Annotated in this window: 9 protein-coding genes; 6 read left to right on the top strand and 3 right to left on the bottom strand. The window is 70.1% G+C overall.

What is annotated here, in order from left to right; translation table 11 throughout:
• The first annotated feature begins 9 nt into the window (after nucleotides 1-9).
• From H305_RS0101175 to H305_RS0101165, 3 genes are read left to right on the top strand one after another with little or no spacing between them, the layout of a single operon-like run.
• Nucleotides 10-1,491, top strand: a complete 1,482-nt coding sequence (locus tag H305_RS0101175; RefSeq protein ID WP_028798790.1) for a cytochrome ubiquinol oxidase subunit I — start codon at nucleotides 10-12, stop codon at nucleotides 1,489-1,491.
• Nucleotides 1,488-2,528, top strand: coding sequence for a cytochrome d ubiquinol oxidase subunit II (locus tag H305_RS0101170; RefSeq protein WP_028798789.1), 1,041 nt, complete (start codon nucleotides 1,488-1,490; stop codon nucleotides 2,526-2,528). Before H305_RS0101175 ends, H305_RS0101170 begins: the two co-directional genes overlap by 4 nt.
• Before the next feature lie 45 nt (nucleotides 2,529-2,573).
• A complete protein-coding gene (locus H305_RS0101165; protein WP_028798788.1) occupies nucleotides 2,574-4,352 on the top strand; it encodes a cation:proton antiporter in 1,779 nt (592 codons plus the stop codon).
• Between the two features lie 10 nt (nucleotides 4,353-4,362).
• Here the strand turns inward: H305_RS0101165 and H305_RS0101160 are convergent, their stop codons facing one another.
• The 3 genes from H305_RS0101160 to H305_RS0101150 form a co-directional block, all read right to left on the bottom strand.
• Nucleotides 4,363-6,201, bottom strand: coding sequence for a glycoside hydrolase family 15 protein (locus H305_RS0101160; RefSeq protein ID WP_028798787.1), 1,839 nt, complete (start codon nucleotides 6,199-6,201; stop codon nucleotides 4,363-4,365).
• Nucleotides 6,202-6,648: 447 nt separating this feature from the next.
• Complete coding sequence (locus H305_RS0101155; protein WP_234020586.1) at nucleotides 6,649-7,635, bottom strand: CorA family divalent cation transporter; 987 nt, start codon at nucleotides 7,633-7,635, stop codon at nucleotides 6,649-6,651.
• A gap of 291 nt (nucleotides 7,636-7,926) precedes the next feature.
• On the bottom strand, nucleotides 7,927-8,970 hold the full coding sequence (locus H305_RS0101150) for a LacI family DNA-binding transcriptional regulator (protein ID WP_028798785.1): 1,044 nt from the start codon (nucleotides 8,968-8,970) through the stop codon (nucleotides 7,927-7,929).
• Nucleotides 8,971-9,200: 230 nt separating this feature from the next.
• Between H305_RS0101150 and H305_RS0101145 the strand changes: the two genes are divergently transcribed.
• Genes H305_RS0101145 through H305_RS0101135 form a run of 3 tightly spaced genes read left to right on the top strand, consistent with a single transcriptional unit; the run spans nucleotide 9,201 to nucleotide 12,379 of the window.
• Nucleotides 9,201-10,490 (top strand): ABC transporter substrate-binding protein, encoded by a 1,290-nt coding sequence (locus H305_RS0101145; protein WP_028798784.1) that lies wholly within the window; start codon nucleotides 9,201-9,203, stop codon nucleotides 10,488-10,490.
• A 6-nt stretch (nucleotides 10,491-10,496) separates the two neighbouring features.
• Nucleotides 10,497-11,477, top strand: a complete 981-nt coding sequence (locus H305_RS0101140) for a carbohydrate ABC transporter permease (RefSeq protein WP_078628820.1) — start codon at nucleotides 10,497-10,499, stop codon at nucleotides 11,475-11,477.
• Entirely contained in the window at nucleotides 11,474-12,379 is a 906-nt protein-coding gene (locus tag H305_RS0101135) for a carbohydrate ABC transporter permease (protein WP_028798782.1), read from the top strand. Before H305_RS0101140 ends, H305_RS0101135 begins: the two co-directional genes overlap by 4 nt.
• Nucleotides 12,380-12,385 lie beyond the last annotated feature (6 nt).

Here is a 12,385-nt window from a genome sequence, read left to right as displayed (position 1 = left end):
GAGACTCACATGCACATCGCTTCCGCCCTGCTGACGGACGCGCCGGCGCAGATGCTCCCGGCCAGATCGATGATGGCCTTCACCCTGGCCTCGCACATCATCCTCGTACCGCTGGGCGTGGCACTGCCCCTGATCACGCTCGTCATGCACGGCTACGGGCTGCGCCGCGGCGACCCGGGCGCACTGCTGCTGGCGCGCCGGTGGTCCGCGGTCATGGCGGTCCAGTTCGCCATCGGGGTCGTCACCGGCACCGTGCTGTCCTTCGAGTTCGGGCTGCTGTGGCCCGGCATGATGGGACGGTGGGGCGATGTCTTCGGCATCGGGTTCGGCGTCGAGGCCTGGGCCTTCTTCCTCGAAGCCGTACTCATCGCCATCTACCTCTACGGCTGGCGAAGGCTTCCGCCGCGCACCCACTTCCTGCTCGGCCTGCCCCTGCCCTTCGCGGCCCTGCTGGGTGCCTTCGGCATCCTGGCCGCCAACTCCTGGATGAACACCCCGCGGGGCTTCACCGGCGACTCCGCCGGCAACCCGGTCGACGTGAAGATCTGGAAGGCGATCTTCACGCCCATGTTCGGGCCGCAGTACTGGCATTTCGTCGTGGCCATGTTCGTGACGGCGGGTTACGTCGTGGCCGGTGTCTACGCGGTCGGTTGGCTGCGCGGGCGCCGGGACCGATATCACCGGCTCGGCTTCACCGTCCCGTTCACGGTGGCCGCGGTCCTCACGCCGGTGCAGTTCGTGCTCGGCGACTCCATCGCCCGCCAGGTGTTCCACAAGCAACCGGTGAAGTTCGCCGCCATGGAGATCGTCTGGAACACCGACACCCACGTGCCGGAGTACCTGTTCGGCCGGCTGCACCCCGACGGCACGGTCTCCGGCGGCATCAAGATCCCCCAACTCGACTCGATCCTCGCCGGTTTCCGCCCCGACACGAAGGTGACCGGCCTGACCTCCGTTCCCGCGAGCGACCGGCCCACCGCCACCCAGGCCACCCTCACGCACTTCGCGTTCGACGCCATGGTCTTCCTCGGCTCACTGCTGCTCCTGCTCGCCCTCTGGTACGGCGTCCTGTGGCTGTGGCGCCGCCGACTGCCCACCTCTCCGTGGTTCTTCCGCGGCGCGGCGTGCGCGGGCGTGGCCTCCGTCGGCGCCGTCGAGTGCGGCTGGATCACCACCGAGGTGGGCCGCCAGCCCTGGATCGTGTACCAGAACATGCGGGTCGCCGAAGCGGTCACGTCGACGCGTTCCACCGTCCTGTGGATCACCTTCGGCACGGTCGTCGCGGTGTACGCCTTCGTCTTCGGGTCGTTCCTGGTGGTGCTGCTGAAGATGCGGACCCGCTGGCGCCTCGCCGACGAGCGCTCCGGCCCCGCCACACCCGCACAGACGCCGGAGACGGACACCCCGTACGGTCCGCGGTCCCCGGTCGCGGCGGCCGGCACCTCCCGCACCGGCGGCGACGGACCCCCCTCCTCGGGAGGCCGACCGTGATCGCCGGAGTCGTCGCCGTCGTCCTGCTGCTCGTGATCACCGCCTACGCCTGCGCCGGCGGCACCGACTACGGGGCCGGTTTCTGGGACCTGACCGCGGGCGGAGCCGAACGCGGCAAGCGCCCCCGCTGGCTCATCGACCACGCGATGGCCCCCGTATGGGAGGTCAACAACGTCTGGCTCATCTTCGTGCTGGTCATCATGTGGACGGGGTTCCCGGTCTTCTTCCAGCAGGTGTTCACGGCGATGTGGCTGCCCCTGGCGCTGGCCGCGGTCGGCACCGTCCTGCGCGGCGCCGGCTTCGCCCTGCGCAAACCCAGCCGGCGGCCGGCCGGCCGCCGGCTGTACGGAGCCGTGTTCGCCGTCTCGTCGCTGCTGACGCCGTTCTTCCTCGGCGCCGCGGCCGGGGGAGTGGCCTCGGGCCGGGTGACGGCGGGGACCATGGCGGCGACCGAGGCGTGGGCCAACCCGACCTCGCTCCTGTTCGGTCTCCTCGCCGTCGCCACGACGGCCCTGCTCGGCGGTGTCTTCCTGGCAGCGGACGCCCGGCGCTTCGACGTACCCGATCTCGACGGGTACTTCCGGCGGCGGGCCCTGGGCGCCCTGGCCGGCGTCGCCGTCCTCGCCCTGGTCACGCTCTTCGTCACCCACGGCGACGCCCCGCACCTGTGGCACGGGCTCACGCACGGCGTCGGCCTGGTCTTCGTCGTCGTGGCAGCACTGAGCACGCTCACGACGGCCTGGCTGCTGATGCGTCCTTCCGGGGGCTGGGCCCGGGTGAGCGCCGTCACCGTGGTCGCGTCGTCCGTCATCGCCTGGGGCATGGCACAGCGCCCCTACCTCATCCCGACGTCGATGACGATCGCCGAGGGCGCGGGCGCGCACACCACACTGCGCTGGCTGACGTTCGTCACCCTCGTCGCGGTCCTGCTGATCATCCCCGCGGTCGCCCTGCTCTACTGGCTGGACACCCAGGGCGAACTGGAGGGCCTCACCGACGCCGACCTGCGCCGCGGCGGCAGCGGTGACCAGGGCTGACCGCATGGCGGCCACGCACCGGGCACACGGAGAAGCGAGACCGCGATGACCGAGGACGACATCCTGCTCGGCATCGGTCTGACCGTCCTGCTCGCCGTGGGCGCCCAGATCTCGGCGAACCGGCTGCGGATCCCGGCCCTGATCGTGCTGCTGCCCGTCGGGTTCGCCGCCGGAGCCCTCACCGACGTGATCCATCCCGACCAGCTCCTGGGCGAGGCCTTCTCACCACTGGTGTCGCTGTCGGTGGCGATCATCCTCTACGACGCCGGTCTCGGGCTGGACCTGCGCCATCTCAAGGGCGCCACGCGCAAGGTCGTCGTACGGCTCATGGTGACCGGCGTGCTGCTGACCTGGGGAACCGTCCTGGCTCTGGGGCCCGCCCTGCTCGGCGTGCCCCTGGCCGTGGCCAGCGTGATCGGCGTCGTCCTCGTGGTGTCAGGACCGACCGTGGTCGGCCCGCTGCTCGACCACGTCAGGCCCTCGGACAAGGTGCGGCGGATCCTGGTGTGGGAAGGGTCCCTGATCGATCCCGTCGGGGGCATTCTCGGCGCCGTCGCCCTGCACTCCATCGTCTCGGGCGGACTCCAGGCCGGTCATTTCCGCTTCGGTTCGTTCGTCGCCGGCATCGCCGTCGGACTGGCCGGGGGCGCGGTCGGCGCCGCACTGCTGTGGTTCACCCTGCGCGTGCTCCGCCTCGGCGAGACGCTCGGCACGCTCGCCCAGCTGGGCACCGTCGTCGTGGTGGCCGCGGGCTGCGACATGGTGTTCGCCGACACCGGGCTCATCGCCGCGATCATCGCGGGGCTGACGGTCGCGAACCTTCCCGGCTTCGACCTGCCCGCCCGCCGGCCGTTCTTCGAGACGCTCGTCCAGCTGATCATCGGCCTGCTGTTCATCGCCATCTCGGCCACGGTGGCGCCAAAGGCGGTCCTCCCGGTCCTGCTGCCCACACTCGTGCTCGTCGCCGTGCTCGTCCTCGTGGTCAGACCGCTGGTCGCCCTGGTGTCCACCGCCGGGACGGACGTCGTCGCGCCCGAGCGCGCCTTCATCGGCTGGCTGGCTCCGCGCGGCATCGTCGCGGCGTCCACCGCCACGACGTTCTCCGCCTCGCTCGCCGCCGCCGGCCTGCGGGGCGCGGACAAGATCCTCCCCGTCACCTTCCTGGTGATCGTCGGGACGGTCGTGGTCTACGCGCTGACGGTGAGACCGGTGGCCACGAAGCTCGGCATCGCCCGCCCCGAGCGCGCCCGCCCGCTGCTGGTGGGCGGCACCCCGTGGGTGGTCGATCTCGCCCGGACCCTGCGCGGCGCGGGACTCGACGTGCTGATGTGGGCCGGATCGATCCAGGACAGGAACCGCATCGAGGAAGCCGGGATCGAGCTGGCAGCCGGCGAGCTCATGTCCGTGGCCACCGATCCGCAGGCGCGGCTGGAGGGCGTCACATCGCTCTACCTGCTCACGGACGACGACGATTTCAACGCGCTGGCCTCGATCGTCATGGCGGACAGCGTCGAGGGTCCGGTCCACCGCATCGGCCCGCCTCCCGACAGCCGGGGGGTCGTCGCCCTGTACACCGTCGGTGACACGCTCTTCGGCCCGGAACTCGTCCGCCACGCCGTGGCGTCCCGCTACGCGCGGGGCGCCCGGTTCCACGTATGGCCCGCCGCGGACCCGCCTCCGCCGGGCCACGAGACCCTCTTCGTCGTACGAGGCGACGGGCGGCTGGAGCCGGTCACCGGGGAGCAGCCGGTCACCGCCGTGGCCGGCGACGCGCTCGTCCTGCTCGGACCCGCGCCGGTGCCGGGCGCGCCGGTGCACGGCTGACCGACTCCGGTCACCGCCGGTCGAGCGCCGCGTTCAGCGTGATGGCGGCGTCGATGAGTGCGAGATGCGTGAACGCCTGAGGGAAATTACCGAGTTGACGGCCCGTCAAGTCGATCTCCTCGGCGTACAGGCCCAGATGGTTGGCGTACCCCAGCATCTTCTCGAACACCAGCCGCGCCTTGTTGGTCCGCCCCGCGCGTGCCAGCGCGTCGACGTACATGAACGTGCACAGCGAGAAAGTGCCCTCCGTGCCACGCAGCCCGTCGGGCGAGGCCGCGGGATCGTAGCGGTAGACCAGACTGTCGCTGACCAGCTCCTGTTCCATGGCGTCGAGGGTCGAGAGCCACAGCGAGTCGTCGGGGGTGACGAACCCCACCGTCGCCATGCGCAGCAGCGAGGAGTCGAGCACCTCACCGCCGTAGTGCTGGACGAAGGCCCGACGTTTTTCGCTCCACCCCTCGGTCATGACCTGCTCGTAGAGGTCGTCGCGCGCTCTGTGCCAGCGTGCTGCCGCGGCGGGCCGGCCGTTCGACTCGGCGAGCCGCAGAGCGCGGTCGAAGGCCACCCACGACATCACGCGGCCGTACGTGTAGTTCTTGCGTCCGCCACGGCTCTCCCACAGGCCGTCGCCCGCCAGGTCCCAGTGGTCGACCAGCCAGTCGAGGTTCGTCAGCAGCGACGTCCAGCCGTGGTGCCCCAGCTGGATTCCGTGCCGGTCCGCGAAATGGATGCTGTCCAGCGCCTCGCCGTAGATGTCCAACTGGAGCTGGGCCGCGGCCCCGTTGCCGATCCGAACCGGCGCGGAACGCGCGTAGCCCTCCCAGTGGTCGAGAATCTGCTCCTCCAGCTCGGAGGAGCCGTCGACCTTGTACATGATGTTGAGCGGTCCGGAGTCCCCGTCACTGCCGGCCCGCTCCTTGACCCGGTTGCCCAGCCATACGATGAAGGCCTTGGCCTCCTCGGTGAAACCCAGTCCCAGCAAGGCGTACACGGAGAAGGAGGCGTCACGGATCCAGGTGAAGCGGTAGTCCCAGTTGCGCTCGCCGCCCAGTTGCTCGGGCAGTGCCGCCGTCGGGGCGGCCACCAGCGCGCCGCTGGGGGCGTAGGTCATCAGCTTCAGCGTGATCGCGGAGCGCTCGATCGCCTCCCGCCAGCGTCCCGAGTACCGCGACTGCCCCAGCCAGGAACGCCAGAACGCCACGGTGTCGTCGAAGAGCCGCTGGTAATCGGCGAGACGGAACGCGTGGGGAGGCCCGTCGGCGTCCGACTCCAGCATCAGCCCGCGCTCCTGCCCGGCTTGCAGGGTCAACGAGAAGTGCAGGTCGTCCTGTCGATCCATGAGGACGTCGAGTATCCGCTCGTCCTCCGGCTCGCGGATGGAGTGCACGGTGAGTTCCGTGCCGTCCTCCGCGGCGAACACCGCTCCGTGCTCGGTGATGTGCATGCGGTGGGCCTTGCGGCCGTAGTCGAACCGGGGGGCGATCTCGACGTCGAACGTCATGCTTCCGCGCACGCAGCGGACCATGCGGACCAGCCGGTGGCGGGACGTGACCGTCATCCCCGTCACGGGCATGAAGTCGATCACCTCTCCGGCGCCCGCCTCGGTCATGAACCGGGTCACCAGGACCGCCGTGTCGGGGAGGTACAGCTGCCGGGTCGCGTACGTCGCGTGTACCGGCCGCACCGTGCAGTGCCCGCCCTTCTCCTTGTCCAGGAGCGCGCCGAACACGCTGGGGGAGTCGAACCGCGGGACGCAGAACCAGTCGATCGTACCGTCGACGGTCACCAGCGCCGCGGTCTGCAGGTCGCCCAGCAGGCCGTGGTTCTCGATCAGCGGGTAGTCGTCCATCGGCGCGTCCTTCCGGTACGGGATCCACCCGACGCACCCCCTGTTCAGCCTAAGTCGAGGGCCGGACTCCGTCCCGCCGGGCCGGGCGCGGGGCAGGGCGGCGCGGCTCGGCCGGGGCGACCGCCCTCCTGTGCCGGAGGCCTCCTGTGCCGGAGCGCACTCGACCGCGGACCGGGTCAGCGCGGCCGGCATGACCATCCGGAAGTGGATCACGTCCATCCGGGCATCCAGCGGTCGGGAGCCGGACCGGTCACCGGTCGGGCGGGGCCCTGGTGCGCGACGGACCGCGGACGGCCGGGACGGCCGTCCGGCGGGCGCTTCGGTACCGACCCCGTCGACCGGGCCACGGGCCCGCGACCGTGCCGTGGACACGAGTATGGGTCCGCCGTCAACGGGAGTGCTTCGTGCGCCCGGCGCGGTACGGGTACCACCGCTCGTGCACCGGGCTCACCGGTCCTCCCAGCCCTCGTCGCGCAGCCGTCGCCAGAGGTTCGTGCGGTGCAGCACGTAGAGGGCGCCGACCAGGGAGATCACCTGCAACCCGACGGCGAGCAGCCAGAAGACCGCTCCGCTTTCCAACTTGTCCGTCAGATAAGTAAAGTTCATACCGAAATACCCGGTGAGGAAGGTGAGCGGCAGAAAGATGGTCGACACGATGGCCAGCCGGTTGATCACACCGTTCTGTTCGCCGGAGACCAGGGACGTGTAGCTGGCGAAGGCGCGCCGGGTGGCGTCCTGGAGGGACTCGATGTCCGTGCGCACCAGCCTGCACCCCTGCTGGAACTCCCGGGCGAGCCGCTGGCGTGCCTCGGGGAAGGTGCTGCTCAGCATGCGCCGCGTGATGACCTCGTCCATCGTCTGGAGGTAGGGCAGCAGCGAGTGGTGCAGGAGAGCCGCTCGCCGCCGCAACTGCGAGAGTCGGTAGACCTGCTCCGCGCGTCGGTTCTCGAACATCTCGTCCTCGAGGTCCTCCACCGTCAGAAGGGCCGCCACAGCGGCCCGTCGGAAGGTCTCCAGCGCCGCCTGCAGCAGCAGGAACAGCACGGCCACGGCGTCGGCGGGCCTTTCCTGCGGCAGCTGCGAGGCGAGGTTCTCCAGTGGCTCGACCTGCCCCCGGTGGGCCGTGACCAGGTGCTGCTCGGTGACCAGGACGTGGACATGGGCGACCCGGTCCGTCAGGTACAGGGGTACGACGAAGGTCGCCCTGTCCCCCTGGTACTCGGCCCGTACGGGTTCGCCCTTCCTGCCGAACCAGGCGTAACGTCCGGCGTCGAGGCCGAGCTGGGGGGCGAGGGGCTCTTCGTCGGGTGCCGCTTCCTCGGGGAGCTCGACGTCGACGAGCACGAAGGCGGACGTGGCGAGACGCTCACGTGCCTGAGCCGCGTCCGTGCGCGTGACGAGCCCTTCCGGCATCGACACCACCGATACGATCATCGCCCCTCACCGTCGTCACGAAGTCCGTACGTCCCACCGTGCGCACACTCGGGTGGGAGCGCACGCGGACGGAGGCAGCCGCCCCGAAGGGTGCCCCGAACGGGTGAAACCGCGAGGGGTGAGGCAGGGCGCGGACGCAGTGCGGAGCAGGCGGGACGCCGGGCACGCGCGGAGTGGAGCAGGCGGGATGCCGGGCGCGCGGAGTGGAGCAGCTGGCACGCGGGGCGCGGGACGCCGGGCGAGCGCAGGCGGCGCGGCGGCGCGGCCGGTCGGCCGGCGGGCGCCGCCCGGTCACGCCCCGCAGGGGCCCGTGCTGTCCCGCTCGATCAGGCGCGGCACCGGCACCTGCACCGTCCGCGCCGGACCGCCGTCGAGGAGCGCGGTCAGTTCCTGCGCGGCGGTACGCCCGAACTCCACGGTGTCCCGGGAGAGCGCGGACAGCCAGGGCTTGACCATGCGGCACAGCGCGGAGTCCTCCCACGCCACCACCGACACCTGGCCCGGCACGAAGAAGCCCAGCTCGGTGGCGGCGGCGACGCCGGCGACGGCCATCACGTCGTTGTCGTAGACGAGCGCGGTCGGCGGGGTGCCGCCCTCCAGCACGCGGCGGGTGACCGCGGCGGCCTCCGAGTCGGAGTAGTCGGTGGTCACCGAGCGGACCTCGGCCAGACCGCGCCGCTCGGCCTCCGCACGCAGCGTACGGATCCGCCGCTCGGTGTGGGCGAGCCCTGGCAGACCCGCGATGTGCACGATCCTGCGGTGGCCGAGCGAGTACAGCTCGTCGACGACCGCGGCCATCGCACCCGCGTCGTCCGCCCACACGGTCGACAGGCCGGGATGCCGGGCGTCCGGCACGCCGCCGATCACCACGGCGGGCAGGCCCAGTTCGTCCAGCAGGTCCGGACGCGGATCGTCGACGCGAGGGTCGACCACCATCACTCCGTCCACCCGGTGCTCGGCCCACCAGCGACGGTAGACACCGCACTCGGCGTCCACGTCCTCGACCACCTGGAAGAGGAGGCCGAGATGACGCTCCGCCAGCACCTCCTGGATACCGGAGATGAGCTGGAGGAAGAAGGAGTCGACGCCGAGCGTGTCGGCGGGGCGCGCGACCACGAGGCCGACCGTGGCAGCCCCCTCACCCGACAACTGGCGCGCCGCCGTGCTGGGCCGCCAACCCAGTTGCTCGGCGACCCGGCGCACCCGGTCGCGCGTGACCTCGGAGACACCGGGCCGGTCGTTGAGCGCGAAGGAGACCGCGCTCTCGGAGACCCCGGCGCGCCGCGCGATGTCCTTCATCGTCGGCCGGCGCGCGGGTGACCGCTTGGCTGGCACCCTGACCCCCAATTCTCCGAGCCGTGCACTAATGCGCTTGAGTGATCCAACCCTAAAGCGCATTAGTGGGAACCTGCAAGTGTGTGGTGACACGCCTCTGACCTGGACTAATGCTCTGCGGATTCATTTAGTCCGCACGAATCCATTGACTTTCCCGAAGTGTGCCGGGCAAGGTCGCTGGCGCCACCACCGAGCACCACCCGCAGACGCCGCAAGGGAGCCGTGTCACCGTGCCTATACCCCGCAGAGCCCTAGTCGCCGCCGCCGTCGCCCTCGTCCTGCCGCTGAGTGCCTGCGGCTCCGGGGACGACGCCGGCGGTTCCACGGACGCCTCCGGCAAGATCGAGGGCGACATCACCTTCCAGACCTGGAACCTGAGGGCCAACTTCAAGCCGTACTTCGAAGGCGTGATCGCCGATTTCGAGAAGAAGTACCCCGGCACCCACGTGAAGTGGATCGACCAGCCCGCGGAGGGCTACGCCGACAAGATCAGCGCCGACGCGGCCGGCGGCACCCTGCCCGACGTCGTCAACGTCTCGCCCGACCTGGTCGCGCCGCTCGCCAAGGCGGGCCTCGCGCTCGACCTCGACAAGTCCGCCGCGCAGTACAAGAAGGAGTACCTCGACGGCGCCTGGGCGAGCCACCAGATCCCGGGGATGAACGGGACGTACGCCTTCCCCTGGTACCTCAACACCGGGCCGCTGTTCTACAACAAGTCGCTCTTCAAGGAGGCCGGGCTCGACGCCTCCAAGCCGCCCACCACGTACGACGAACTCTTCGCCGAGGCGCTCCAGTTGGCGAAGAAGAGCGACGGCAAGGTCGCCACGCTCGCCAACGTGCCCACCATCGAGGACTTCGGCCGCTATGGCGTCGAGCTCATGAACAAGCAGGGCACCGGCTTCGCCTTCAACGACGCCAAGGGCGTCGAACTCCTCACGAAGTACAAGGAGTTGTACGACGCCAAGGCGCTCGACCCGCAGGCCCTGACGGCGACCCCCGAGTCGTCCGGCAAGAAGTTCCTCACCGGCGCCGTCGCCATGAACCCGGGCAGCGCGCTGGACCTCGGAAACTTCAAGAAGCAGGCGCCGAACCTGTACAAGAACATCGGCATCACGGACCAGATCACCAGCACCGGCAAGGTGAACATGTACGTGATGGGCGTGATGGTCAACGCGCGCACCAAGCAAACGCCGGCCGCCGTCGCCTTCGCGCACTACGTCACCGACGCGCAGAACCAGATGTCCTTCGCCAAGAAGGTCGCGATCTTCCCGAGCACGGCCGGATCGCTCGACGACCCCTATTTCACCAAGGAGGACGGGACCGACGAGACGCGGGTGCGTATCGCCGCCGCCAAGTCCCTGAAGAACGCGGTGAACTACACCCCGGTCCTGTTCAGCGAGCAGATGAAGACGGCGCTGCGCAACGAGGTCGCCAAGGCGCTGCAGGGCAAGGAGAGCCCCAAGGCGGCACTTGACAACGCTGTCAAGGCCTCCGACCGGCTGCTCCAGCAGCAGGGCTGATCAGGCATGGCGAGTCCCTCCAGTACCGCACGGGTGCCGCGCTCCGCAGCGCGGGGGCGGCACCCCGGCTCCGCGACCCGCGAGCAGGGCCCCGGCGCGCCCCGGCCCGGCTCCCGGGTGAGGCGTCAACTACCCACCAGTCCCTGGCTGTTCGCAGCCCCGGGAGTCCTGGTCGTAGGCGTCTTCATCCTCTACCCCTTCGTCTCCACCCTGGTGAACGCCTTCACCGACCGCCGGACCCTGATGCCCGGCGAGTACGTGGGCCTGGCCAACTTCCGGGAGCTGCTGCACGACGAGATGTTCTGGACCGGGCTGCGCAACAGCACGCTGTACGTCCTCGGGGTCGTCCCCGCGCTCGTCCTGCTGCCGCTGCTGCTCGCCCTGCTCGTCCAGAAGAACATCCCCGGCATCACCTTCTTCCGGTCGGCCTTCTACACGCCGGTGGTCGCGTCCATCGTCGTGGTCGGCCTCATCTGGGTGTGGCTCCTCGACGAACGGGGCCTGGTGAACGCGCTACTGGAGGCGATCGGCGTCGGCAAGGTCGGCTTCCTCAGCGACCAGTGGCTGCTCCTGCTGAGCGCCATGGCCGTCACGGTCTGGAGGGGCCTCGGCTACTACATGATCATTTACCTGGCGGCCCTCGCGAACGTGCCGCGCGAACTGCACGAGGCCGCCCAGGTGGACGGCGCGGGGGCCGTGCGCCGCTTCTTCACGGTCACCGTGCCCGCCGTCCGCTCCACCATGGTGCTGGTCGCCGCGCTCTCCTCGGTCTCCGCCTTCAAGGTGTTCTCCGAGGTCTACCTGATGGCGGGCCCCGACGGCGGCCCGGCGGGCGAGGACACCACCCTCGTGATGCTCGTACAGCGCACCGGCACCGGGCTGACCGGACGGGTCGGCTACGCCTCCGCCATCTCGGTCGTCGTCTTCCTCGTCACCGTCGTCCTGATGCTGCTGGTGCTGCGCGCCGACCGGAAGGAAGAGACGTGAGCGTCACCGAGAAGGCACGCCCCGCCGAGACACCCGTCACCGTCCGCGCACCCCGCCTCCGGGACGAGCACGGCCGGCGTATCCGGGTGTGGGAACTCGTCCTGCGCTACGCGCTGTTGGTCGGTGTCCTGGCCCTCACCGTGGGCCCGTTCCTGTGGCAGCTGTCCACCTCGCTCAAGGGCCCGCACGAGGACATCTTCAGCTCGCCGCCGCGGTTCCTGCCGGGCGATCCGACCCTGCACAACTACCAGCGCGTCGCCGACACCATCCCCGTGTGGGACTACGCCCTCAACTCGCTGAAGGTGGCGGCGGCCAACGTGGTGACCAACTGCGTGGGATCCGCGCTCGCCGGGTACGCCCTCGCCCGGCTGCGCTACCGCGGTCGCAGACTCGCCACCCTGGTCTTCGTCCTCGCGATGCTCGTGCCGGCGGAAAGCATCATCATCGCCCAGTTCACGACCATGCGGGAGCTGGGCCTCAACAACACGCTGATCGGCGTCGTGCTGCCCGGCTGCATCGGAGCGATGAACGTCCTGCTGATGCGCAACGCCTTCCTCAACCTCCCCTACGAGATCGAGGAGGCCGCCTTCGTCGACGGCGCGAACGCCTGGCAGCGCTTCCTCAGGATCGCGCTCCCGTCGGTCAAGGGCACCCTCGCCGTGGTCGCGATCTTCGCCTTCATGGGTGCCTGGGACGACTTCCTGTGGCCGCTGATCGTGCTCAGCGACCCGTCGAAATTCACCCTGACCATCGGACTCAACTATCTGCACGGCACCTTCGCCAACGACGAACGGCTCGTCGCCGCGGGCACCATCATCGCCGTCGCACCCCTGATCGCGCTCTTCGCCTGCCTCCAGCGCTACTTCTTCCGCGGTGTGGGCGAGGGCGCCGTCAAGGGCTGACCTCCC

Origin of the sequence: Streptomyces sp. 142MFCol3.1, from assembly GCF_000424945.1 — a bacterium.
Classification (GTDB): Bacteria; Actinomycetota; Actinomycetes; order Streptomycetales; family Streptomycetaceae; genus Streptomyces; species Streptomyces siamensis.
This window is presented reverse-complemented; position numbering and strand designations above follow the sequence as displayed.

Excerpts from the sequence above, each read along its gene's own strand:
- H305_RS0101165 (WP_028798788.1), top strand. The coding sequence starts at position 2,574 with ATGACCGAGGACGACATCCTGCTCGGCATCGGTCTGACCGTCCTGCTC.
- H305_RS0101155 (WP_234020586.1), bottom strand. The coding sequence starts at position 7,635 with ATGATCGTATCGGTGGTGTCGATGCCGGAAGGGCTCGTCACGCGCACG.
- H305_RS0101160 (WP_028798787.1), bottom strand. The coding sequence starts at position 6,201 with ATGGACGACTACCCGCTGATCGAGAACCACGGCCTGCTGGGCGACCTG.
- H305_RS0101175 (WP_028798790.1), top strand. The coding sequence starts at position 10 with ATGCACATCGCTTCCGCCCTGCTGACGGACGCGCCGGCGCAGATGCTC.
- H305_RS0101140 (WP_078628820.1), top strand. The coding sequence starts at position 10,497 with ATGGCGAGTCCCTCCAGTACCGCACGGGTGCCGCGCTCCGCAGCGCGG.